The following is a 23732-nucleotide window of genomic DNA, read 5'->3' as shown; positions in this document are numbered from 1 at the left end:
GGAATGCAAGAACATGTGGTGGGTTGGGGTGAGAAATGGCCTGCGCCGGCTAAGTTGAATCTAATGCTGAGAATCACCGGGCGTCGCCCAGATGGCTATCATTTACTGCAAACAGTATTTCAGATTATTGATTTGTGTGACTGGATAACATTTTATCCTGCGGAAAATGGCAGGGTTTATTTGCGTCATCCGATTCCTGGTGTCCCGGAACACGAAGACTTAACCGTTCGCGCCGCCAACTTATTGAGACAATATACTGGGTGTGCATCCGGGGTGTGTATCGACGTCGAAAAGAATCTGCCTATGGGTGGTGGCTTGGGTGGTGGTAGTTCCGATGCCGCTACTACGCTGGTGGTGCTGAATAGGTTGTGGAATCTGCATTTACCATTAGAAGCGTTGATGGAGTTGGGCTTGCAGCTTGGTGCCGATGTGCCTGTTTTTGTCTATGGATACACCGCTTGGGGTGAGGGGGTTGGTGAGGAATTAAAGCCCATAACGATTCCGGAACAATGGGTCGTGGTAATCAAGCCGGATTGTCATGTGAACACGAAACAGATTTTTTTGACGGAAGAGTTGACAAGAGATAGCAAACCCATCACAATGCGCGACTTCATTGCAGGCGATTGGCGGAATGATTGCCTTCCGGTCGTTAGCAAGTTATATAAGCCGGTGAGTAATGCATTGGATGCATTATCTCAATATGCAGAAGCAAGATTGACGGGGACTGGGGGTTGTGTGTTTGCCCAGTTCGATTCGGAAGAGTCGGCGCGTGAGGCATTTTCTGTGTTGAGTCAGAGTTGGTTAGTTTATTTGGCTCGAGGACTTAATGTTTCGCCTCTGCATGAAAAATTAAGACAAGGATCTGTTTAATCAATTTAATGGGCTGTCGCCAAGCGGTAAGGCACGAGGTTTTGATCCTCGCATACCAAGGTTCGAATCCTTGCAGCCCAGCCATAATCTCCACACAATAGTTCCTTAGGAGTGCTTGAATGCGTGAGGCCTCGGTAATGGTATTTTCCGGGAATGCCAATAAGGCGTTGTCTGAAGGTATTGTGAAGAAGCTCAATATGCGCCTCGGCATGGCCACGGTTGGTCGTTTCAGTGATGGCGAGATTTTTGTTGAGATAGAAGAAAATGTTAGGGGTAGGGATGTATTTGTCATACAGCCTACCTGCGCGCCTACCAACGAAAATCTAATGGAATTGTTGGTAATGATCGATGCTATGAGGCGAGCGTCTGCGGCGAGAATAACAGCCGTTATGCCGTATTATGGTTACGCGCGGCAAGATAGGCGCTCGAGGTCGGCTAGGGTGCCCATTACTGCAAGATTGGTTGCGGATATGATAGGTAATGCTGGGGCTGACAGGGCGTTGACTGTTGACTTGCATGCAGATCAAATCATGGGATTCTTTGGGATTCCGGTTGATAATGTCTATGCTTCGCCAATTTTGCTAGGTGATATTTGGCGGCAAGAATACGAAGATTTGATTGTGGTTTCGCCGGATGTTGGTGGTGTTGTGAGGGCTAGAGCCATTGCAAAGCGTCTGGGTGATGCTGATTTGGCGATAATCGACAAGCGAAGGCCGCGTCCGAATGTGTCGGAGATAATGCATATCATCGGCGATGTAGAGGGTCGTACCTGTGTTATGGTGGATGACTTGGTTGATACGGCAGGTACTTTGTGTCACGCGGCAGGGGCGCTCAAGAAAAATGGTGCCAAAAAGGTTGTTGCATACTGTACTCACCCGGTGTTGTCTGGTGCAGCCGCGGAAAATGTTAAAAATTCCGTTCTTGATGAGTTGGTAGTTACGGATACGATACCGTTGACTACAGAATTGTCCGGGATTGATAAGATTAGGCAGCTAAGCGTTGCGGAAATGTTGGCGGAAACAATACGTCGGATAGCTGTGGGCGAGTCTGTAAGCTCGCTTTATGTTGACTGATAAGAATTAAAGTAGTGCTTGTGGAACAAGCTTTTGGAGAAAAAAATGGCTAACGTGTTTGAATTTGTTGCAGAAGCTCGCAGTGCCTCGGGCAGTAGCGCGGCCAAAGTTGTTCGTCGTCAGGGTAAGGTCCCGGCAGTAGTATATGGTGGTAGTGGTGCCCCTGAGATGTTATTGCTGGATCATAACGAAGTGGTTAAGCATTTGGTGCATGAGGCCGTTTATTCTCATGTGCTTGATCTTAAAATCGACGGCAAAACAGAAAAAGCTGTTCTTAAACATATACAAAGGCACCCTGCAAAGCCGATAGTGTTGCATATGGACTTTATGCGTGTTGATGATACGCATAAATTGAAGGTTCATGTTCCTTTGCATTTTATCAATGAAGCTATTTCGGTAGGCGTTAAAAAAGGTGGTTTGGTCAATCATGCAATGGTTGATGTGGAGGTGTTGTGTATGCCTTCTGCTTTGCCGGAATTCATTGAAGTAGATTTGGCTAGTGTAGATGTTGGTTCGACAATACATTTGTCTGATTTGATTTTGCCGGCTGGTGTTGAGATTGCAGCGTTGCAGCATGGTGCTGAGCATGATCATCCGGTTGCTCAAATAGTCAAGCCAAGATCTGTGGAATCTGCTGACTAATAGTGTTTGAAGTCTTGTTTGAATGATTAAGCTGATTGTTGGTCTGGGTAATCCTGGGCGGCAGTACGAAAAAACCCGGCACAATGCCGGGTTTTTGTTTGTGGAGTATCTGGCGGGGCTTGCTAGTGCTGGTTGGTCGAGCAGTAGTCAGTTTTCCGGTGAGGTGGCTGAATGCAATATTGGCGGATACGGGCTTGTATTGCTAAAGCCGATGACTTTTATGAATAAAAGTGGCCTGTCTGTCGGTAAGTTTTTGCGGTATTACAAGTTTAAGTCCGAAGAAATGCTTGTGGTTCATGATGAGCTTGAGCTTCCCGAGGGAGTCGTCAAGATAAAAAAAGACGGGGGGCACGGTGGGCATAACGGGTTGCGTGACATTATTGCTAATATCGACACCCGTGATTTCTACAGGTTGAGAATTGGTATAGGTCGTCCTGTCGCGGGGGGGGGTGTGGCGGACTATGTGTTGTCCAGTTTGTCTTGTGATGGTCAGGCTCGAATGCTGGGTTTGTTTGGCGAGTTAGCGAAAAGCATGGATGCGTTGGTTTTGGGTGATTTGAATTCAATTGGAGCTTGATTGTTACTTCAGTTGAATTAAAAAAACACTTGACTGGGGTTTTTGAAACAAGGATAATTGATCGAATAAGTAACGGAGGGGTTCCCGAGCGGCCAAAGGGATCAGACTGTAAATCTGCCGGTTCTACCTTCGGAGGTTCGAATCCTCCCCCCTCCACCACCAAATTTATGGGATCTGCGGGTGTAGTTCAATGGTAGAACTCCAGCCTTCCAAGCTGATTGCGTGGGTTCGATTCCCATCACCCGCTCCATTTCGGGGTAAATTACTCGCTCATATAGCTCAGTAGGTAGAGCACTTCCTTGGTAAGGAAGAGGTCACCGGTTCAAATCCGGTTATGAGCTCCAGATTTAGGTTTGTTTTTGTCGTAGTTAGGGTGTTCCAAAATGGCTAAAGAAAAATTTGAAAGAAAGAAACCGCACGTAAACGTAGGCACTATTGGTCACGTTGACCACGGTAAAACCACATTGACAGCGGCATTAACAAAAGTCATGGCGGAGCTGCAAGGCGGCGAAGTTAAGGCTTTTGATCAAATCGACAACGCCCCGGAAGAACGTGCGCGCGGTATAACCATTTCTACGTCACACGTAGAGTACGAATCAGCCAACCGCCACTATGCCCACGTTGACTGCCCTGGTCACGCTGACTACGTTAAAAACATGATTACCGGTGCTGCCCAAATGGATGGCGCGATTTTGGTTTGCTCTGCTGCGGACGGTCCTATGCCACAAACGCGCGAGCACATTCTGTTGTCACGTCAAGTCGGTGTGCCTTACATTGTTGTGTTCTTGAACAAGGCCGATATGGTAGATGACGCTGAGTTGATTGAGCTGGTTGAAATGGAAATTCGGGAGCTGTTGAATCAATACGAATTCCCAGGAGACGACACGCCCATTATCGTTGGTTCCGCATTGAAAGCTTTAGAAGGCGAGCAAAGTGAAATTGGTGTACAATCCGTAGTTCGCTTGGTTGAAGCGTTGGACAGTTACATTCCTGAGCCAGAGCGTGCGATCGACGGCAAATTCTTGATGCCTATCGAAGACGTGTTCTCAATTTCAGGTCGCGGTACCGTAGTAACCGGACGTGTTGAGCGGGGCATCATCAAAGTAGGCGAAGCCGTCGAGATCGTCGGCATCAAAGATACCGTTCAAACAACCTGCACAGGTGTAGAAATGTTCCGCAAACTGCTTGATCAAGGTCAAGCGGGCGATAACGTCGGTGTACTGTTGCGTGGTACTAAAAGAGAAGACGTGGAACGTGGTCAAGTATTGGCGCATGTGAATACCATCAAGCCACATGCTCACTTTAAAGCAGAAATATATGTGCTGTCTAAAGAAGAGGGTGGTCGTCATACTCCATTCTTTAATGGCTACCGTCCGCAGTTCTACTTCAGAACGACCGACGTAACCGGTGCGGTAGATTTGCCAGAAGGCGTGGAAATGGTTATGCCCGGCGATAACATCGCCGTTACCGTAAAACTTATCTCACCGATTGCGATGGAAGACGGCTTGCGTTTTGCGATTCGCGAAGGTGGTCGCACCGTGGGTGCGGGTGTTGTTGCTTCTATTATCGAGTAATAGCCGTTTTTGATTCAAAAAATATTTTCTGAATAGGTCAGTAGTTCAATTGGTAGAGCAGCGGTCTCCAAAACCGCAAGTTGGGGGTTCGAGTCCCTCCTGGCCTGCCATTCAGAAAATCTTCATAATTTAATTCAAGTTAACTAAATGAACGCACAGGCAGAAGAAGTCTCCTCAGTGGTGGACATCGTAAAGTTGGCTTTATCTTTGGTTTTTGTTGTTGTCGGCATATCAGCGTTCTATTATTTTTCTGATTTGCAGCTTCTTTACCGCGTTTTAGTTTTGGTGGCTGTTTTAGCGGCTGCTATAGCTGTTGCTTTTACTACTGCTAAGGGTCGCGGTCTATGGGGCTTTATGCTGGAGTCCAAGCAAGAATTCAAAAGGATAGTGTGGCCCACTAAAGACGAGGCGGTTCGTACTACGCTGATGGTTTTTTTGATGGTATTCATAGTCGGCTTAATACTGTGGTTGCTAGATATGTTTTTGTTTTGGGGTGTTCAGCTTTTGATGAGCCAGGGGATTAAATAATGTCGCTTCGCTGGTATGTCGTTCATGCGTATTCCAACTTTGAAAATAAAGTCAAGCAGGCTCTTGAAGAGCGTATAAAACGCGAAGGTCTGGAAGAGTTTTTTGGAAAAATTCTGGTACCTACTGAAGAGGTTGTTGAAATGCGCATGGGTCAGCAGCGTAAAAGTGAAAGGAAATTCTTTCCCGGATACGTACTTGTGCAAATGGAATTGAATGACGAAACATGGCATTTAGTAAGAAATGTTCCTAGGGTGTTGGGCTTTATAGGCGGAGCATCAGATAGGCCGTCACCAATCTCAGAAAAGGAAGCAATGGCAATATTAAACCGCGTTGAAGAGGGTGTGAATAAGCCGCGGCCCAAAGTACTGTTCGAAGTTGGGGAGGTTGTTCGGATTACCGATGGCCCATTTAAAGACTTTAATGGCAATATAGAAGAAGTCAATTACGAGAAAAGCCGGTTGCGCGTATCGGTTCTTATTTTTGGTCGATCTACACCGGTTGAATTAGAATTTGGACAGGTTGAAAAAGTCTAGCCTACAATTTGAGATTTTTACGAATCCCTGTCATTTGCATGGCCGGGATTTTTGTTTGTTGGGGAGCTGAAAAGCGTTCGCACCCGTTAGGAGTATAAAATGGCAAAAAAAATTGATTCGTACATCAAGCTGCAAGTTAAAGCAGGTGAGGCTAATCCTAGCCCACCAATTGGTCCTGCATTGGGTCAGCGTGGTGTCAATATTATGGAGTTCTGCAAGGCGTTTAATGCAAGAACTCAAGAAGTTGAGAAAGGCCTGCCTTTGCCTGTTGTTATCACCGTCTATAGTGATAAAAGCTTTACTTTTATCACCAAGACGCCACCTGCTTCGGTTTTGTTGAAAAAAGCAGTGGGTATTAAAAGCGGAAGTAGCAAGCCTAATTCTAATAAAGTGGGCACCGTTTCGCGTGCGCAGTTGGAAGAAATCGCTAAAACCAAAATGGAAGACTTGAACGCAGCTAATTTGGAAGCGGCGATAAGAATTATTGCGGGAAGCGCTCGCAGCATGGGTTTGAACGTGGAGGGCGTGTAAAATGGCAAAAGTAACTAAGAAAGCAAAGGCTATCAAAGAAAAGGTAGTTAGAAGTAAACAATATTCGGTTGCCGAAGCAGTGGCTCTTTTAAAAGAGTTTGCAAATAGCAAGTTTGATGAGTCTGTGGATGTCAGTGTTAACTTGGGCGTTGATCCACGTAAATCTGATCAAAACGTGCGTGGCGCTTCCGTGTTACCAAACGGCACCGGCAAAACAGTAAAAGTTGCTGTATTTACGCAAGGCCCAAATGCGGATGCGGCTCGCGAAGCAGGCGCGGACATCGTTGGTATGGACGATTTAGCTGAGCAAGTAAAACGCGGCGAAATGAACTTTGATGTGGTTATCGCTTCACCTGACGCAATGCGCGTGGTTGGTCAATTGGGTCAAATTTTGGGCCCAAGAGGCCTGATGCCTAACCCAAAAGTCGGTACCGTAACCCCAGACGTCGTTACCGCAGTGAAGAATGCTAAATCTGGGCAGGTCAGATATCGTACAGATAAATCAGGCATTATTCATTGCTCTATCGGTAAAGTGTCTTTTGATGAAACCTCGCTTAAGCAAAATCTGGAGTTTTTGATTTCAGATCTGAAAAAAGCCAAGCCTACGGCAGCGAAAGGTGTGTATCTAAAAAAGATTGCCCTGTCGTCGACTATGGGGCCAGGTTTGTGGATCGATCAAGGCAGTATCGATATTTAAGAAATTAACAGTTGTAAGGCTTTGGGTTGTTGAGTGATCGACAACCGTCAAAGACCGTAGGTGCGAAAGCTTAATTTTCCTACGCAGACGGGAGCTGGAGCCGCAAAGTTGGTGAAAGGGACCGTGAAAGGGGCATCGAAAGATGCGTTTCATAGATCCGATGGATAATCGGAAAGTACCGGAGGTAGATGTGGCACTCAATTTAGATAGCAAAAAAGTTGTCGTAGAGGAAGTTGCTGAATTCGCCGCTAAAGCCCATTCCGCGATCGCTGCGGAATATCGGGGTCTGACAGTTACCGAATTGACGGAACTGCGTAAAACCGCGAGAGAAACGGGCGTTTATTTGCGCGTAGTCAAAAATACACTGGCTAAACGTGCTGTCGCTGGGACTGAGTTTGAATGTATGCAGGAAGGGCTGGTCGGTCCTTTAATACTGGCATTTTCCATGGAAGATCCAGGCTGCGCTGCACGGCTCATCAGCGAATTCTCCAAGGGCCATAACAAACTGATCGCGAAAGTAGTGGCAATCGGTGGTCAGGCTTTTGACGGATCGGAGTTGGATAGATTGGCAAGATTGCCAACCCGTGACCAAGGTATCAGCATGCTGATGTCGGTCATGAAAGCACCGGTTGAGAAACTCGCACGTACTCTGGCTGCAATCAGAGACGAGAAAGAAGCGGCATAATCTCGCGTTAACCAGTTAAAACTCATTAATTTTAGAGGAATATACAATGGCAATTTCACAACAAGACATCTTGGAAGCAGTCTCTAACATGACTGTGATGGAAATCGTTGATCTGATTTCAGCGATGGAAGAAAAGTTTGGCGTTTCTGCTGCTGCGGCAGTAGCGGTTGCAGCTCCTGTAGCGGCGGCTGTTGTTGAAGAGCAAACCGAGTTCGATGTTATCTTGACCGGTTTCGGCGAAAACAAAGTAGCGGTTATTAAAGCTGTTCGCGGTTTGACAGGCTTGGGCTTGAAAGAAGCGAAAGACGCTGTTGAAGGCGCACCTACTACTGTTAAAGAAGGTGTCAACAAAGCCGAAGCCGAAGCGGCGAAAAAAGAGCTTGAAGAAGCTGGCGCAACTGCCGAAATCAAATAAGCATCTTGACTGCATACCAGGCATAAGCCTATCAAACCGGGCTGACGGCATTTTGCCGTCGGCCTTTTACTGTTTCTAAAACAGTAGTAAATAATCTCTGACGACGAAGGTATAGAAGCAATATGGCCTATTCTTTTACCGAAAAAAAGCGTATCCGTAATAATTTTGGGAAGGGTTCCGAAGTATTGGAAGTTCCCTATCTTTTGGCAACACAAATTGATTCGTATGCAAATTTTTTGCAGTCCGGCATAGATCCGGATAAACGGCGCAATCAAGGGCTGCATGCCGCATTCTCCAGTGTTTTTCCGGTAGTAAGTCATTCCGGCTATGCCGTATTGGAGTATGTTAAATATCGCTTGGGGGAACCCGCATTCGATGTAAGAGAGTGTCAACAGCGCGGCGCTACATTTTCAGCGCCGTTGCGTGTTTTAGTGCGTCTAGTTATTTATGATAAAGACGCGCCTGCTAATACCAAGGTCGTTAAGGATATTAGAGAGCAGGAAGTTTACATGGGTGAGCTGCCTCTGATGACCGACAACGGTACGTTCGTGATTAACGGCACTGAACGGGTCATTGTGTCGCAGTTGCACAGATCGCCCGGTGTATTTTACGACCATGACAAAGGTAAAACCCATTCGTCCGGTAAGTTGCTGTTCAACGCACGGGTAATTCCTTATCGTGGTTCATGGTTGGATTTCGAATTTGATCATAAAGACGCCGTTTACGTGCGTATAGACAGACGGAGAAAAATTCCGGCGACTATTTTGTTACGGGCTTTGGGATATGAAAACGAAGAAATGATCAAAATTTTCTTCGAAACCAATAAGTTCTCATTGAGCGCCGAAAAATTAATGTTTCACGTGATCCCGGATAGGTTGCGCGGTGAAATGGCTGTTTTCGATATTAAGCACGACGGTAGCGTCGTTATCGAAGAGGGGCGCAGAATTACTGCCAAACATGTTCGCCAACTGGAAAAATCCGGTGTCACTGAAATCGAAGTGCCTAGGGACTATTTGTACGGAAAAATTCTAGGCCACAATGTTGTCGATACATCCACCGGCGAGTTGTTGGCCAGCGTTAATGACGAGATCACCGACAATTTATTACAGAAGTTGATCGATGCGGGTGTTCGCGAGATCGATACACTGTATGTTAACGATTTGGATAGAGGACCTTACATTTCCAATTCGATGCGTTTGGATACCACCACAAATCGCTTGGAAGCATTGGTGGAAATCTACAGAATGATGCGTCCTGGCGAGCCGCCTACCGTAGAGTCTGCGGAAAACCTATTCGAAAACCTGTTCTTTACCGACGAACGTTACGACCTATCCGCCGTTGGCCGGATGAAATTCAATCGTCGATTGGGACGTGAAGAAACCGAAGGCCCTGGCACGCTAAGCAAAGAAGACATCATCGATGTTTTGAAAGAACTGATCAAAATCAGAAATGGTAACGGTACCGTGGACGATATCGACCATTTGGGTAACAGGCGTGTACGATCTGTTGGCGAAATGATCGAAAACCAGTTCCGCATCGGTTTGGTTCGAGTCGAACGGGCTGTCAGAGAGCGTTTGACCTTGGCGGATTCTGAGGGCTATATGCCGCAGGAAATCATCAACGCTAAACCTGTTTCTGCGGCAGTCAAGGAATTCTTTGGTTCCAGCCAGTTGTCGCAATTTATGGACCAAAACAATCCGTTATCGCAAGTTACCCACAAACGCCGAGTTTCGGCACTGGGTCCTGGCGGTTTAGCCAGAGAACGTGCCGGGTTCGAGGTTCGTGACGTTCATACCACTCACTATGGTCGAGTTTGCCCTATCGAAACGCCAGAGGGGCCGAACATTGGTTTGATTAACTCATTGTCTGTCTACGCCAGAACCAACGAATACGGCTTCTTGGAAACTCCGTACCGGAAAGTGGTCGACGGTAAAGTAACCGATCAGGTCGATTACATTTCCGCAATCGAAGAAGGCGAATACGTTATCGCGCAGTCCAGCGTGGCGGTTGACGAAAACGGTAAATTGGTTGAAGGCTTGGTGTCTTGCCGTTACAAAGACGAATTCACCTTGGCTTCGTCCGAAACCGTGCAATATATGGACGTATCGTCCAAGCAGATCGTATCCGTGGCAGCATCTATCATTCCGTTCTTGGAACACGACGACGCGAACCGGGCGTTGATGGGTTCGAACATGCAACGTCAAGCGGTTCCCACTTTACGTGCAGAGAAGCCTTTGGTTGGCACCGGTATGGAGCGTGTCGTCGCGAAAGACTCGGGTGTAACCGTGGTAGCAACTCGTGGCGGTCGTATCGAAGCGGTTGATGCGGGGCGTATCGTAGTACGTGCGAATGACGAAGAGACCGTTGCGGGTGTGCCAGGCGTGGATATTTACAACTTGATTAAATATACCCGTTCTAACCAAAACACCTGTATCAACCAAAAACCACTGGTTAAACTCGGCGACATCGTCAGAGCCGGTGATATTCTGGCGGACGGTCCCTCGACCGACATCGGCGAATTGGCCTTGGGTCAAAACATGCTGATAGCATTCATGCCCTGGAATGGCTATAACTTTGAAGACTCGATTTTGGTGTCCGAGCGTGTGGTAAAAGAAGATCGTTTTACCACTATTCATATCGAAGAAAAAACTTGCGTCGCTCGCGAAACCAAGCACAGTCCGGAAGAGATTACCGCGGACATTCCAAACGTTAGTGAAGAAGCCTTATCCAAATTGGATGAATCCGGGATTGTATACGTCGGTGCGGAAGTGAAAGGCGGCGACATTCTAGTGGGTAAAGTGACGCCGAAAGGTGAAACGCAATTAACGCCAGAAGAGAAATTGCTGAGAGCCATCTTCGGCGAAAAAGCAGCCGATGTGAAAGACACGTCGCTACGTGTGCCGGGCAACGTGCGCGGTACTGTGATCGATGTTCAGGTTTTCACTCGTGATGGTGTGAAAAAAGACAAGCGAGCCCTGGAAATCGAAGATGCGGAAATCAAGCGTTACCGGAAAGACTTGGATGACCAGCTGAAAATCGTCGAGCACGATATTTTCGCTCGGGTAAAAACCTTGTTAGCGGGTAAAAAAGCCGAAAAGGGTCCGAATGGTTTGAAAAAAGGCGAAGAAATTACCGCTGATTATCTGGATGGCTTGGTGCCTTCCGAGTTGTTGAAAATCCGCACACAAGACGAAGATGTCAACGTGCAATTGGAGACCGTTGCCGAGCATGTCGAGCAGCAACGTAAAGAGTTCGACGAGCGTTTCGAGCAGAAAAAGAAAAAAATCACCATGGGCGACGACTTGGCGCCGGGTGTGTTGAAGATGGTCAAAGTTTATTTGGCTGTTAAAAAACGTATTCAGCCGGGCGATAAGATGGCCGGTCGTCACGGTAACAAGGGTGTTATCTCCCAAATCGTGCCGATTGAAGACATGCCGTATACCGCTGACGGTAACCCCGTCGACATTTTGTTAAATCCTCTTGGCGTACCATCGCGGATGAACGTTGGTCAGGTGTTGGAAACGCATTTGGGTTGGGCATCTAAAGGCTTAGGTATCAAAATCGGTAAGATGCTGGAAGCTCAAGCAAAAGTCGCGGAAATACGTGGTTTCATGGAGAAAATTTACAATTGCAGCGGCCGAAAGGAAGATCTGAATTCGTTTACCGATAAAGAAATTCTAGAGATGGCGGTCAACTTGGTTGCCGGTGTACCGATGGCGACCCCAGTCTTCGACGGGGCTTCGGAAGAAGATATTCGTACCATGTTGCGTTTGGCCGATTTACCGGAGCACGGGCAAACCGTACTGTACGATGGCCTAACAGGCGAACCGTTTGAGCGTGAAGTTACTGTGGGTTACATGTATATGCTGAAACTGAATCACTTGGTGGACGACAAAATGCATGCGCGTTCGACCGGCCCTTACAGTTTGGTAACGCAGCAACCGTTGGGTGGTAAAGCGCAATTCGGTGGTCAGCGTTTTGGTGAGATGGAGGTCTGGGCCCTGGAAGCTTATGGCGCCGCGTACACATTGCAAGAAATGTTGACTGTCAAATCCGATGACGTGACAGGTAGAACCAGAATGTATAAAAACATTGTCGATGGCAACCATTCAATGGAAGCCGGCATGCCGGAATCATTCAATGTCTTAGTGAAAGAGATTCGTTCGCTGGCAGTGAATATCGAAATGGAACAAGACTAATTCTGTTCTTTGCGAGATAGATTCTGGACAGTATCGGATAACATTTAAAGAGGATAAGCTCTTGAAAGATTTAATGAATTTCTTAAAACGTCAAGGTCGTACAGACGATTTTGACAATATCCGGATTGGATTGGCTTCACCTGACATGATTCGTTCATGGTCTTATGGTGAAGTGAAAAAGCCTGAGACAATCAATTACCGTACCTTTAAACCGGAACGTGACGGTCTTTTTTGCGCCAAGATTTTTGGACCCATCAGCGATTACGAGTGCTTGTGCGGTAAATACAAGCGCCTAAAGCATCGCGGCGTCATCTGCGAAAAATGCGGCGTCGAAGTTACCTTGTCTAAAGTTCGCCGCGAACGAATGGGCCATATCGATTTGGCCAGCCCGGTGGCGCATATTTGGTTTCTGAAATCACTGCCTTCCCGGATTGCTTTGCTGTTGGATATGACATTGCGTTCGATAGAGCGGGTGTTGTATTTCGAAACATTCGTCGTGATCGATCCGGGCATGTCTCCGTTGGAGAAAGGCCAGCTTCTGACCGACGAAGAATATTTGAACGCCGTTGAAGAACACGGCGACGATTTCGTTGCAAAAATGGGTGCCGAGGCAATCTATGATTTGCTCAAATCAATTGATTTAAAAGAAGAAATCAACACGTTACGTGAAGAAATCAACGCGACGAATTCAGATACCAAAATCAAAAAATATTCGAAACGTCTGAAAGTTATTGATTCTTTGCTGGCTTCTAACAATCGTCCGGAATGGATGATTATGACGGTGTTGCCAGTGCTGCCGCCCGAGTTGCGCCCATTGGTGCCACTGGATGGCGGTCGTTTCGCGACGTCCGATTTGAACGATTTGTATCGCCGGGTGATTAACCGAAACAATCGTTTGACCCGTTTGTTGGATTTGAATGCGCCGGACATTATCGTCCGCAACGAAAAGCGTATGCTGCAAGAGGCCGTCGATGCATTGTTGGATAACGGTCGCCGCGGTCGTGCTATCACCGGTAGCAACAGACGTCCTTTGAAATCTTTGGCCGATATGATCAAAGGTAAGCAAGGTCGTTTCCGGCAAAACCTGCTGGGCAAGCGCGTCGATTATTCCGGTCGTTCGGTTATCGTGGTGGGGCCGACATTAAGGCTCCATCAGTGCGGTTTGCCGAAAAAAATGGCTTTGGAGTTGTTTAAACCTTTCATATTCAGCAAATTGCAATTGCGTGGCTTAGCGACGACGATCAAAGCAGCCAAGAAAATGGTGGAGCGTGAAGGTGCGGAAGTATGGGATATTCTTGAAGAAGTAATTCGTGAGCATCCGGTATTACTAAACCGTGCTCCGACGTTGCATAGATTAGGTATTCAAGCATTTGAGCCGATTTTGATCGAAGGTAAAGCCATTCAGTTGCATCCCTTGGTCTGTAGTGCGTTCAACGCCGACTTCGACGGCGACCAAATGGCCGTGCATATTCCGTTGTCTATCGAGGCGCAGTTGGAAGCGCGTACCTTGATGATGGCAACTAACAATATTTTATCTCCCGCCAACGGTGAGCCAGTAATCAATCCCTCCCAGGACGTGGTTTTGGGCTTGTATTACATTACACGTGAGAAAATTAATGCGGTAGGCGAGGGTAGTGTATTTGGCGATTTGTCAGAGGTAATGTTAGCGCTTGACGCTAAAGCTGTTGAATTGCAAAGTAAAATTGAAGTGCGCGTCACCGAGAAATTGAAAACTCCGGAAGGCGACTTCGAAACCATTGTCAGTAGAAAGAAAACTACGGTAGGGCGCGCAATCGTTTGGGGTATTGTGCCGGACGGTATGCCTTACGAATTGGTCAACGTCGACATGACCAAGAAGAATATTTCCCGGCTGATCAACTATAGCTACCGCTATCTCGGTATCAAAGAAACCGTGATGTTGGCAGATAAGATCATGTACCTCGGATTTAAATATGCCACGCGCTCCGGGGTGTCTTTCGGTATCGAAGACATGGAAATTCCCGTCAAGAAAGCCGACATCATTCGTTCCGCCGACGCCGAGGTTAATGAAATTCAAAACCAGTACGCCTCCGGTTTGGTTACGGACGGTGAGCGTTACAATAAGGTCGTTGATATTTGGTCTCGCGCCAATGATCAGGTCGCGAAAGTAATGATGGAAGGTTTGGGTGAAGACGAAGTTGTCAACTCAAAAGGCGAGAATGTAAAGCAAAAATCGTTCAACTCCATCTTTATGATGGCCGAGTCCGGTGCGCGGGGTTCCGCCGCACAGATTCGCCAGTTGGCGGGTATGCGGGGTTTGATGGCTAAACCGGATGGCTCCATTATTGAGACGCCGATTACTGCGAACTTCCGTGAAGGCTTGGACGTATTGCAGTACTTTATTTCAACCCACGGTGCTCGCAAAGGCTTGGCGGATACCGCGCTGAAAACCGCTAACTCGGGTTATTTGACTCGACGTTTGGTCGACGTCGCACAGGATTTGGTGATTGCTGAATCTGATTGTGGTACACAAAACGGTCTAACCATGATGCCGATTATTGAAGGCGGGGACGTGGTTGAGCCTTTGGCTGATCGCGTGTTGGGAAGAGTCGCGGCGATAGACGTAACCGATCCCGCCGGCAATAATATTTTGATTCCTGCCGGCACCATGATTGACGAAAATTTGGTCACGGTTCTGGAAGATAACGGCGTTGACAAGATGTTGGTGCGCTCTGTGATTACTTGCGAATCGCGGCAAGGTGTTTGTGCCAAATGTTACGGGCGTGATTTAGGGCGCGGTCATTTAGTTAACATCGGTGAAGCCGTGGGCGTTGTGGCGGCACAGTCAATTGGTGAACCTGGTACTCAGCTGACGATGCGGACCTTCCACATCGGTGGTGCTGCTTCGCGGTCTGCTGCGGTTAGCAACGTGCAAGTTAAATCCAGCGGTACCGCAAAGCTCAATAACCTAAAAACCGTCAAGAACAGAGAGAGCAATCTTGTTGCGGTATCTCGGTCTGGCGAGGTTGGGGTTATGGATGATTACGGTCGTGAGCGTGAGCGTTACAAAATTCCCTACGGTGCCGTATTGTCGGTGGGTGATGGTAGCCCGGTCAGTGCTGGGGATATTATCGTGAACTGGGATCCGCATACTCACCCGGTTATCACCGAGGTAGACGGTTTTATTCAGCTGATTGATTTCATGGACGGGATCACCGTTCAAGAGCAGTCAGATGATGTCACTGGCTTAACCTCGCGAGTGGTTACGGATCCTAAGCAAAGAAGCTCAGCCGGTAAAGAGTTGCGCCCTATGGTTCGTCTTCTTGATGAGCAAGGTGGGCAAATCAATTTGCCGGGTACTGATATTCCAGCTCAATACTTTTTACCTGCGGGCGCTATCGTTGGGGTTAAGGACGGAGGGGAAGTAAAGGTTGGTGACGTTTTAGCGAGAATTCCGCAAGAATCCAGTAAAACGAGGGATATTACCGGTGGTTTGCCACGGGTTGCTGATTTGTTTGAAGCGCGTAAAACCAAAGACCCTGCTATTTTGGCGGAGGCAACCGGTATGGTCTCCTTTGGTAAAGAAACTAAGGGTAAGCAGCGCGTCATCATCACGGATTCGGAAGGCGAGCAATACGAAACCTTAATTCCAAAGTGGCGGCATATCACCGTATTCGAGGGTGAGTTTGTTGATAAAGGCGAAACCATCGCTGAAGGTGAGCTGACCCCGCATGATATTTTAAGACTGCGCGGTATCGAAGAATTGGCCGACTATCTGGTAAAAGAAATTCAAGATGTATATCGTCTGCAAGGTGTAAAAATCAACGACAAGCATATTGAGGCAATCATTCGCCAAATGCTCCGAAAAGTCGAGATTACCGCCTCTGGAGACACGGATTTCGTCAAAGGAGAACAGGTCGAACGTACCATGATTAACTTAGTGAACGACCAAGTTGAACGTGAAGGTAAGATTCCGGCTAGTTACGATTCTTTGTTGCTGGGTATCACGAAAGCATCGTTGGCCACCGAGTCATTTATTTCGGCGGCGTCGTTCCAAGAGACGACTCGGGTGTTGACAGATGCGGCGGTAAGAGGTATCAGCGATAGCTTGAATGGCTTAAAAGAGAACGTCATTGTTGGTCGTCTCATACCCGCGGGTACTGGTTTGGCTTACCATGAACAACGACGTAAGAGAAGAGCGGCGGACTCTGGTTCCGGTTCAGAAGCTTCTACCCAGACCATTGAAGCGGTCGATGTGGAGGAAGCGTTGAAACAAGCTTTGAATGTAGAGTAGAGAACCTTAAAAACGCTTGACCTAGGTCTATTGTAAAGGTATTATGCTCTGCTCACATCAGCCAATAGGTTTGGGCGGAGCTGTATTGATCTGTGATCGCGCAGATTCCTTTATTGCTTATTAAACATTGCATATTTGGAGTAGTTAAGAATGGCCACGATCAATCAATTGGTCCGTAAGCCTCGTGCTAAAAAAATAGAAAAGACTAACGTTCCGGCGTTGGAGGCTTGTCCGCAAAGGCGCGGGGTTTGTACCAGGGTTTACACCACAACCCCGAAGAAGCCGAACTCGGCTTTGCGTAAGGTTGCGAGGGTGCGGCTGACCAATGGAGCCGAAGTAAGTAGCTATATCGGTGGTGAAGGGCACAATCTTCAGGAGCACTCTGTGGTGCTGATTCGAGGTGGTCGTGTGAAAGATTTGCCTGGTGTGCGTTATCACGTGGTTCGGGGGAGTCTCGATACTTCTGGTGTTAAGGATAGAAAATGTGGTCGCTCCAAGTATGGCGCGAAAAGACCTAAGAAATAAAGGTTGATAACAGATGTCAAGAAGAAGAGTTGCTGCAAAAAGAGTCATCAATCCAGATCCGCGTTTTGGTAGCGATATGCTGTCAAAATTCATGAACATGATTATGGAGGATGGTAAGAAGTCTGTCGCTGAGAAAATTGTTTACGGTGCATTGGACGTTATTGAAGGTAAGGGTCATAAAGAATCTTTAGATTTGGTTGCAAAAGCACTGGAAAACGTTCAGCCGCGTGTTGAGGTTAAGTCGCGCCGGGTTGGCGGTGCTACTTATCAGGTGCCTGTCGAAGTGCGTCCTGCCAGAAGGTTGGCGCTGTCGATGCGCTGGTTGATTGATGCGGCGCGTAAGCGTAACGAAAGAACCATGGCGGCTAAGTTGGCGGGTGAGTTGTTGGATGCCTCTGAGGGTCGAGGAGCGGCTGCAAAGAAACGCGAAGACACGCATAGAATGGCTGAAGCTAATAAAGCGTTTGCTCATTATCGCTGGTAAGAAAAGTTAAGCAGGGTAGTTGTTGTGGCTCGTAAGACGCCTATAGAGCGTTATCGTAATATAGGCATTATGGCGCATATAGATGCTGGAAAAACAACCACGACCGAGCGGATACTGTTTTACACCGGGGTTTCGCACAAGATGGGCGAGGTCCACGATGGTGCTGCGACAATGGATTGGATGGAGCAAGAGCAGGAGAGGGGTATAACAATTACTTCTGCTGCGACTACGTGTTTCTGGTTGGGGATGGAAAAACAATACCCGGAGCATCGAATCAATATTATAGATACGCCTGGGCATGTCGATTTCACTATAGAAGTGGAACGGTCTTTGCGTGTTTTGGATGGTGCGTGCGCTGTTTTTTGTGCTGTGGGCGGGGTGGAGCCTCAGTCGGAAACGGTCTGGCGCCAGGCAAACAAATACCATGTGCCAAGGCTGGCATTTGTAAACAAGATGGATCGTTCCGGCGCAAATTTTTTGCGCGTTGTTGAGCAAATTAAATCTCGGCTTGGTAGCAATGTAATCCCAATGCAGTTGCCGATCGGGGCGGAAGAGGGCTTTAAAGGCGTTGTAGATTTGCTGAAAATGAAGGCAATCTATTGGGAAGATGCCAACATGGGTGTGAGTTTTACGGAAACGGAAATTCCAGTAGAAATGGAAGAATCTGCTGTAAATTGGCGCGAGCGAATAATTGAAGCCGCTGCAGATGCGTCCGAAGAATTAATGGATAAATATCTTGAAAAAGGTGTTTTGACAAACGAAGAAATAAAACTGGGTATAAGGGCGCAGGTTCTGCAGAATAAGTTGGTTCCGGCTTATTGTGGGTCGGCCTTTAAGAACAAAGGTGTGCAGTGTGTTCTTGATGGTGTGATTGATTTTTTGCCATCCCCTCTCGATATAAAGCCCGTAGAAGGTCTGTCAGATGCTGGCATTAGTTCGACTCGTGGTGCTTCTGATGATGAGTCCTTCTCAGCGTTAGCATTTAAAATAGCCACTGACCCATTTGTTGGGACCTTGACATTTTTTAGGGTTTACTCCGGTTTGGTAAAGTCTGGAGATGCGGTTTTAAATGTCGGTAAAGGTAAAAAAGAAAGAATTGGACGCATTGTTCAGATGCACGCCAATAGTCGCGTCGAAATCAATGAGGTGAGGGCTGGCGAGATCGCTGCGCTGATCGGGCTGAAAGACGTCACCACTGGTGATACTCTTTGTGATATTGAAAAGCCAATTCTGCTTGAGAAAATGGAGTTTCCTGAGCCTGTAATTGCTGTTGCTGTTGAGCCTAGGACAAAAGCTGATCAAGATAAAATGGGCGCTGCGCTAGCTAAGCTTGCGCAAGAAGACCCGTCCTTTAGAGTGGGTAGCGACCCTGAGTCGGGTCAGACAATAATTTCAGGAATGGGCGAATTGCATCTTGAAATTATCGTTGACCGGATGAGAAGAGAGTTTAATGTTGCCGCAAATGTTGGGGCTCCCCAAGTTGCTTATAGGGAAACTATAAAGCGTGCTGTGGAATGCGAAGGAAAATTCATCAGGCAATCTGGAGGCAAGGGTCAATACGGGCATGTATGGCTCCGGTTGGAGCCAAAAGAGCCGGGCACGGGTTATGAATTTGTGAGTGAGTTGGTTGGCGGTGCTATTCCCAAGGAGTATATCCCGGCCATAGACAAGGGTGTGCAAGAGCAAATGGAAAATGGCGTTTTGGCAGGTTTTCCGGTTGTTGATGTAAAGGTTAGTTTATTCGATGGTTCATATCATGATGTCGATTCGAATGAAATGGCTTTCAAGATAGCAGGATCTATGTGTTTCAGGGATGGGGCTAAGACTGCAAATCCTGCGTTGCTTGAACCTATTATGAAAGTCGAGGTGGTAACGCCCGAGGATTATATGGGTGAGGTAGTGGGTGACATTAATCGACGGAGAGGTGTCATTCATGGAATGGAAGATGTTCCGGCCGGAAAGGTAATAGAGTGCGAAGTCCCTCTTGCCGAAATGTTCGGTTATGCCACGGATCTTAGGTCGGCGACTCAGGGCAGAGCAACGTACAGTATGCAGTTTGAAAGATATAACGAAGCACCTGCAAGCATTGCGGAAGCGATTATTAGAAAAGTATCTTAAATTTTTTACATATCAGGTATTGAATCATGGCTAAAGAAAAATTTGAAAGAAAGAAACCGCACGTAAACGTAGGCACTATTGGTCACGTTGACCACGGTAAAACCACATTGACAGCGGCATTAACAAAAGTCATGGCGGAGCTGCAAGGCGGCGAAGTTAAGGCTTTTGATCAAATCGACAACGCCCCGGAAGAACGTGCGCGCGGTATAACCATTTCTACGTCACACGTAGAGTACGAATCAGCCAACCGCCACTATGCCCACGTTGACTGCCCTGGTCACGCTGACTACGTTAAAAACATGATTACCGGTGCTGCCCAAATGGATGGCGCGATTTTGGTTTGCTCTGCTGCGGACGGTCCTATGCCACAAACGCGCGAGCACATTCTGTTGTCACGTCAAGTCGGTGTGCCTTACATTGTTGTGTTCTTGAACAAGGCCGATATGGTAGATGACGCTGAGTTGATTGAGCTGGTTGAAATGGAAATTCGGGAGCTGTTGAATCAATACGAATTCCCAGGAGACGACACGCCCATTATCGTTGGTTCCGCATTGAAAGCTTTAGAAGGCGAGCAAAGTGAAATTGGTGTACAATCCGTAGTTCGCTTGGTTGAAGCGTTGGACAGTTACATTCCTGAGCCAGAGCGTGCGATCGACGGCAAATTCTTGATGCCTATCGAAGACGTGTTCTCAATTTCAGGTCGCGGTACCGTAGTAACCGGACGTGTTGAGCGGGGCATCATCAAAGTAGGCGAAGCCGTCGAGATCGTCGGCATCAAAGATACCGTTCAAACAACCTGCACAGGTGTAGAAATGTTCCGCAAACTGCTTGATCAAGGTCAAGCGGGCGATAACGTCGGTGTACTGTTGCGTGGTACTAAAAGAGAAGACGTGGAACGTGGTCAAGTATTGGCGCATGTGAATACCATCAAGCCACATGCTCACTTTAAAGCAGAAATATATGTGCTGTCTAAAGAAGAGGGTGGTCGTCATACTCCATTCTTTAATGGCTACCGTCCGCAGTTCTACTTCAGAACGACCGACGTAACCGGTGCGGTAGATTTGCCAGAAGGCGTGGAAATGGTTATGCCCGGCGATAACATCGCCGTTACCGTAAAACTTATCTCACCGATTGCGATGGAAGACGGCTTGCGTTTTGCGATTCGCGAAGGTGGTCGCACCGTGGGTGCGGGTGTTGTTGCTTCTATTATCGAGTAATCAAGATGGCTAATCAAACTATCAGAATCCAATTAAAAGCCTTTGATCATAAATTGATTGATCAGTCGGCGGGTGAGATAGTAGAAACAGCAAAGAGAACTGGCGCCCAAGTAAAGGGCCCCATTCCTTTGCCTACTAGAAAAGAACGTTTTACTGTATTGATTTCACCGCATGTTAACAAAGATGCTCGTGATCAATATGAATTGAGAACTTACAAGAGGTTGCTTGATATAGTTGAGCCAACCGATAAGACCGTTGACGCCCTGATGAAGTTGGATCTGGCGGCTGGGGTTGATGTTCAAATTAAGCTTAAATAGCAGCAAGTAATAATTTAGAGGGATTGGCAGATGTCAATAGGTCTTATTGGTCGTAAATGTGGTATGACCAGAATATTTTGCGAAGATGGCTCTTCGGTACCAGTTACCGTACTTCATATAGACTCCAATAGAGTCATACAGGTGAAGAGCGTTGAAACTGATGGTTATCGCGCTATTCAGGTAGCGGCGGGTGATGTGAAGTCTTCAAAAGTCAACAAAGCAATGGCTGGGCATTACGCATCTGCCAATGTGACCGCTGGACGTGGTTTGTGGGAGTTTAGACTGAGCGAGAGCGAAGCCGCCGAGTTTTCGGCAGGTGCAGAGTTAAAAGTTAACGTGTTTGAGGCTGGGCAGGTAGTAGATGTGTCCGGTACAAGTATCGGTAAAGGCTTTGCAGGTACTGTCAAGCGCCATAACTTCAGAACGCAAGACGCGACGCACGGTAATTCACGCTCCCATCGGGTGCCTGGATCTAGTGGTATGAACCAAACTCCGGGCCGCGTGTTTAAGGGTAAAAAAATGTGCGGGCATATGGGAGCGGTTAAAACTACGATACAGAATTTGACTATCCATGCTGTAGATGCTGAGCGGAACCTGATTTTAGTCAGAGGCGCTGTGCCTGGTGCCAAGGGTGGTGATGTAGTGATCACGCCTGCAGTAAAAATGTTAAATAAAGGTTAATTTATGACTTTGCAAATACCTGCAATCAATAATCAAGAGTCTGTACAGGCGCTAGATGTCTCCGAATTAGTGTTCGGACAGGATTTTAACGAAACCCTGGTGCATCAACTGGTAACCAAATATCTTTCAGCAGCAAGAGCGGGTACTAAAGGCCAGAAGAATCGTGCTGCTGTGAGTGGCGGCGGCGCTAAGCCATTCCGCCAAAAAGGTACAGGTCGTGCGCGAGCTGGCACAACCAGAAGCCCGGTGTGGCGGACAGGTGGTGTTGCATTTGCTGCTCAACCAAGATCTTTTGATCAGAAATTGAACAAAAAAATGTACAAGGTTGGTATTAGATCTATTTTTTCTGAGTTGTTGAGGCAGGGTAGATTGGCTGTGTGCAACGACATAACGCCGGTAACACCAAAAACAAAAGACTTTTTAAGCAAGATAAAGGGTATCGATGCAAAAAGACTGCTGGTGGTTGCGGACGACCTAAATGAAAATTTGATTTTGGCGGCGAGAAATATTCCTTATATAGCGGTAGTCACTCCAAGTAGTGTGGATCCGGTGTCTTTGGTTTCAGCGGATAAGGTGATTGCTACGGCAACAGCGCTGAAACAGATTGAGGAGCGTTTGGCATGAGTATTGAGCAGATCAAATTAGCAAGTGTTTTGCATGCGCCAATTGTGTCGGAGAAAAGTTCCAACGCAGCGGACCAAAGTAATCAGTTTGTATTCAAAGTTAAAAAATCTGCAACAAAATTGCAGATTAAAAATGCTGTTGAACTGATGTTTGGTGTTGAAGTAGCTGCCGTTCGCGTTCTGAATGTTAAAGGAAAAGTAAAACGATTCGGACGAACATTGGGTAAGCGATCCGACTGGAAAAAAGCTTATGTTAAGCTTCAGCCCGGTCATAACATTGAATTAGCGACAGCATAATACTTTAAAGCAAATAAGGAGCGGTAGAAGAGCATGGCTATTCTAAAATCAAAACCGACATCTCCGGGTTCTCGGTTTGTAGTGCGTGTACAAAATAATGATTTGCATAAGGGTAAGCCATTTGCGCAACTACTTGAAAAAAAAAGCAACACTGGCGGTCGTAATAATCTCGGCAGGATAACCACTCGACATATTGGTGGTGGACACAAAAAATTCTACCGGATAGTAGACTTTAAGCGGGACAAAACTGATATCCCCGCATTGGTAGAGCGCATCGAGTACGATCCTAACCGAACTGCGAATATAGCGCTGATTCTTTTTAAAGATGGTGAGCGCAAATACATAATCGCCCCAAAAGGGATAGAGGTTGGTCAAGAGATATTGAGTGGGGAAACAACGCCGGTTAAACCTGGCAACTGTATGCCTCTGCGAAATATGCCTTTGGGTACCACAATTCATTGTATCGAGCTAAAGCCAGGAAAAGGCGCACAAATAGCTAGAAGCGCAGGAACCTCTGTTCAATTGGTTGCTAAAGACGGCGCATACGTCACTATCCGGCTACGCTCTGGAGAGATGAGAAAAGTTCCGTCAGATTGTAAAGGCGTAGTTGGTGAGGTCTCAAACTCTGAGCACAATCTTATTTCGTTAGGAAAAGCAGGTGCGAAAAGATGGCGCGGTGTTAGACCTACTGTTAGAGGTGTGGCGATGAACCCCGTAGATCATCCTCATGGTGGTGGTGAAGGCAGAACCTCGGGTGGAAGACACCCTGTTTCTCCTTGGGGAACGCCAACAAAAGGCTATAAAACTCGAAAAAACAAACGTACTGATAATATGATTGTCAGACGCCGTAAGCAAAAATAAGAGGTATTTGAC

22 protein-coding genes and 5 tRNA genes are annotated in these 23732 nt (G+C 47.1%); all 27 read left to right on the top strand.

Annotated features, from left to right (window positions below):
* The first annotated feature begins 3 nt into the window (after positions 1–3).
* Complete coding sequence (gene ispE / locus DDY07_RS15570) at positions 4–870, top strand: 4-(cytidine 5'-diphospho)-2-C-methyl-D-erythritol kinase (RefSeq protein WP_216614763.1); 867 nt, start codon at positions 4–6, stop codon at positions 868–870.
* A gap of 9 nt (positions 871–879) precedes the next feature.
* Positions 880–954 (top strand) — tRNA-Gln (locus DDY07_RS15565).
* Positions 955–989: 35 nt separating this feature from the next.
* Positions 990–1943, top strand: coding sequence for a ribose-phosphate diphosphokinase (locus tag DDY07_RS15560; RefSeq protein ID WP_033156109.1), 954 nt, complete (start codon positions 990–992; stop codon positions 1941–1943).
* A 45-nt stretch (positions 1944–1988) separates the two neighbouring features.
* Positions 1989–2585 carry a 50S ribosomal protein L25/general stress protein Ctc gene (locus DDY07_RS15555; protein WP_033156110.1) on the top strand — a complete coding sequence of 199 codons (597 nt, stop codon included), beginning with the start codon at positions 1989–1991 and terminating at the stop codon, positions 2583–2585.
* A gap of 22 nt (positions 2586–2607) precedes the next feature.
* Positions 2608–3162: an aminoacyl-tRNA hydrolase gene (pth, locus tag DDY07_RS15550; protein ID WP_171696515.1), complete on the top strand. Its 555-nt coding sequence runs from the start codon at positions 2608–2610 to the stop codon at positions 3160–3162.
* A 74-nt stretch (positions 3163–3236) separates the two neighbouring features.
* Positions 3237–3321, top strand: a tRNA-Tyr gene (locus DDY07_RS15545).
* 17 nt (positions 3322–3338) lie between these two features.
* Positions 3339–3412, top strand: a tRNA-Gly gene (locus DDY07_RS15540).
* 18 nt (positions 3413–3430) lie between these two features.
* A tRNA-Thr gene (locus DDY07_RS15535) sits at positions 3431–3506 on the top strand.
* Between the two features lie 39 nt (positions 3507–3545).
* Positions 3546–4736, top strand: coding sequence for an elongation factor Tu (gene tuf / locus DDY07_RS15530; RefSeq protein ID WP_033156112.1), 1191 nt, complete (start codon positions 3546–3548; stop codon positions 4734–4736).
* A gap of 34 nt (positions 4737–4770) precedes the next feature.
* Positions 4771–4846: transfer RNA gene (locus tag DDY07_RS15525), tRNA-Trp, on the top strand.
* Between the two features lie 37 nt (positions 4847–4883).
* Entirely contained in the window at positions 4884–5264 is a 381-nt protein-coding gene (secE, locus tag DDY07_RS15520) for a preprotein translocase subunit SecE (RefSeq protein ID WP_033159600.1), read from the top strand.
* On the top strand, positions 5264–5797 hold the full coding sequence (nusG, locus tag DDY07_RS15515; RefSeq protein ID WP_033159599.1) for a transcription termination/antitermination protein NusG: 534 nt from the start codon (positions 5264–5266) through the stop codon (positions 5795–5797). The genes secE and nusG overlap by 1 nt, the downstream gene beginning before the upstream one ends.
* A 99-nt stretch (positions 5798–5896) precedes the next feature.
* A complete protein-coding gene (gene rplK / locus DDY07_RS15510) occupies positions 5897–6328 on the top strand; it encodes a 50S ribosomal protein L11 (RefSeq protein ID WP_020484793.1) in 432 nt (143 codons plus the stop codon).
* Position 6329: 1 nt separating this feature from the next.
* Entirely contained in the window at positions 6330–7025 is a 696-nt protein-coding gene (gene rplA / locus DDY07_RS15505) for a 50S ribosomal protein L1 (protein ID WP_171696514.1), read from the top strand.
* Between the two features lie 190 nt (positions 7026–7215).
* A complete protein-coding gene (gene rplJ, locus DDY07_RS15500) occupies positions 7216–7710 on the top strand; it encodes a 50S ribosomal protein L10 (RefSeq protein WP_026147170.1) in 495 nt (164 codons plus the stop codon).
* A gap of 46 nt (positions 7711–7756) precedes the next feature.
* A complete protein-coding gene (gene rplL / locus DDY07_RS15495) occupies positions 7757–8125 on the top strand; it encodes a 50S ribosomal protein L7/L12 (protein WP_020484796.1) in 369 nt (122 codons plus the stop codon).
* A gap of 122 nt (positions 8126–8247) precedes the next feature.
* Positions 8248–12324 (top strand): DNA-directed RNA polymerase subunit beta, encoded by a 4077-nt coding sequence (gene rpoB, locus DDY07_RS15490; RefSeq protein WP_171696513.1) that lies wholly within the window; start codon positions 8248–8250, stop codon positions 12322–12324.
* Positions 12325–12385: 61 nt separating this feature from the next.
* On the top strand, positions 12386–16597 hold the full coding sequence (gene rpoC, locus DDY07_RS15485) for a DNA-directed RNA polymerase subunit beta' (protein WP_301539351.1): 4212 nt from the start codon (positions 12386–12388) through the stop codon (positions 16595–16597).
* Between the two features lie 150 nt (positions 16598–16747).
* Positions 16748–17122: a 30S ribosomal protein S12 gene (gene rpsL / locus DDY07_RS15480; RefSeq protein ID WP_013820393.1), complete on the top strand. Its 375-nt coding sequence runs from the start codon at positions 16748–16750 to the stop codon at positions 17120–17122.
* Between the two features lie 13 nt (positions 17123–17135).
* Entirely contained in the window at positions 17136–17606 is a 471-nt protein-coding gene (rpsG, locus tag DDY07_RS15475; protein ID WP_020484799.1) for a 30S ribosomal protein S7, read from the top strand.
* A 24-nt stretch (positions 17607–17630) separates the two neighbouring features.
* Complete coding sequence (fusA, locus tag DDY07_RS15470; RefSeq protein ID WP_171696512.1) at positions 17631–19724, top strand: elongation factor G; 2094 nt, start codon at positions 17631–17633, stop codon at positions 19722–19724.
* Between the two features lie 26 nt (positions 19725–19750).
* On the top strand, positions 19751–20941 hold the full coding sequence (gene tuf, locus DDY07_RS15465; protein ID WP_033156112.1) for an elongation factor Tu: 1191 nt from the start codon (positions 19751–19753) through the stop codon (positions 20939–20941).
* A 5-nt stretch (positions 20942–20946) separates the two neighbouring features.
* Positions 20947–21258, top strand: coding sequence for a 30S ribosomal protein S10 (rpsJ, locus tag DDY07_RS15460; RefSeq protein ID WP_020484801.1), 312 nt, complete (start codon positions 20947–20949; stop codon positions 21256–21258).
* A gap of 30 nt (positions 21259–21288) precedes the next feature.
* The gene (rplC, locus tag DDY07_RS15455) at positions 21289–21939 is read left to right on the top strand and encodes a 50S ribosomal protein L3 (RefSeq protein ID WP_064008006.1); all 651 of its coding nucleotides are present in this window, start codon (positions 21289–21291) and stop codon (positions 21937–21939) included.
* Between the two features lie 3 nt (positions 21940–21942).
* Positions 21943–22563, top strand: coding sequence for a 50S ribosomal protein L4 (gene rplD, locus DDY07_RS15450; RefSeq protein WP_171696511.1), 621 nt, complete (start codon positions 21943–21945; stop codon positions 22561–22563).
* Positions 22564–22565: 2 nt separating this feature from the next.
* Positions 22566–22859 (top strand): 50S ribosomal protein L23, encoded by a 294-nt coding sequence (rplW, locus tag DDY07_RS15445; protein ID WP_171697812.1) that lies wholly within the window; start codon positions 22566–22568, stop codon positions 22857–22859.
* Between the two features lie 33 nt (positions 22860–22892).
* Positions 22893–23720 (top strand): 50S ribosomal protein L2, encoded by an 828-nt coding sequence (gene rplB / locus DDY07_RS15440; protein WP_171696510.1) that lies wholly within the window; start codon positions 22893–22895, stop codon positions 23718–23720.
* The last annotated feature ends 12 nt before the right edge of the window (positions 23721–23732 follow it).

It is taken from the genome of Methylomonas sp. ZR1 (assembly GCF_013141865.1).
In the GTDB taxonomy this organism is placed as follows: domain Bacteria; phylum Pseudomonadota; class Gammaproteobacteria; order Methylococcales; family Methylomonadaceae; genus Methylomonas.
The sequence above is the reverse complement of the archived record's forward strand: the minus strand, read 5'-3'. Positions and strand labels throughout refer to the sequence as shown.

Coding starts and splice junctions, on each gene's coding strand:
- ispE (WP_216614763.1), top strand. CDS start 4: ATGCAAGAACATGTGGTGGGTTGGGGTGAGAAATGGCCTGCGCCGGCT.
- DDY07_RS15560 (WP_033156109.1), top strand. CDS start 990: ATGCGTGAGGCCTCGGTAATGGTATTTTCCGGGAATGCCAATAAGGCG.
- DDY07_RS15555 (WP_033156110.1), top strand. CDS start 1,989: ATGGCTAACGTGTTTGAATTTGTTGCAGAAGCTCGCAGTGCCTCGGGC.
- pth (WP_171696515.1), top strand. CDS start 2,608: ATGATTAAGCTGATTGTTGGTCTGGGTAATCCTGGGCGGCAGTACGAA.
- tuf (WP_033156112.1), top strand. CDS start 3,546: ATGGCTAAAGAAAAATTTGAAAGAAAGAAACCGCACGTAAACGTAGGC.
- secE (WP_033159600.1), top strand. CDS start 4,884: ATGAACGCACAGGCAGAAGAAGTCTCCTCAGTGGTGGACATCGTAAAG.
- nusG (WP_033159599.1), top strand. CDS start 5,264: ATGTCGCTTCGCTGGTATGTCGTTCATGCGTATTCCAACTTTGAAAAT.
- rplK (WP_020484793.1), top strand. CDS start 5,897: ATGGCAAAAAAAATTGATTCGTACATCAAGCTGCAAGTTAAAGCAGGT.
- rplA (WP_171696514.1), top strand. CDS start 6,330: ATGGCAAAAGTAACTAAGAAAGCAAAGGCTATCAAAGAAAAGGTAGTT.
- rplL (WP_020484796.1), top strand. CDS start 7,757: ATGGCAATTTCACAACAAGACATCTTGGAAGCAGTCTCTAACATGACT.
- rpoB (WP_171696513.1), top strand. CDS start 8,248: ATGGCCTATTCTTTTACCGAAAAAAAGCGTATCCGTAATAATTTTGGG.
- rpsL (WP_013820393.1), top strand. CDS start 16,748: ATGGCCACGATCAATCAATTGGTCCGTAAGCCTCGTGCTAAAAAAATA.
- rpsG (WP_020484799.1), top strand. CDS start 17,136: ATGTCAAGAAGAAGAGTTGCTGCAAAAAGAGTCATCAATCCAGATCCG.
- tuf (WP_033156112.1), top strand. CDS start 19,751: ATGGCTAAAGAAAAATTTGAAAGAAAGAAACCGCACGTAAACGTAGGC.
- rpsJ (WP_020484801.1), top strand. CDS start 20,947: ATGGCTAATCAAACTATCAGAATCCAATTAAAAGCCTTTGATCATAAA.
- rplC (WP_064008006.1), top strand. CDS start 21,289: ATGTCAATAGGTCTTATTGGTCGTAAATGTGGTATGACCAGAATATTT.
- rplD (WP_171696511.1), top strand. CDS start 21,943: ATGACTTTGCAAATACCTGCAATCAATAATCAAGAGTCTGTACAGGCG.
- rplB (WP_171696510.1), top strand. CDS start 22,893: ATGGCTATTCTAAAATCAAAACCGACATCTCCGGGTTCTCGGTTTGTA.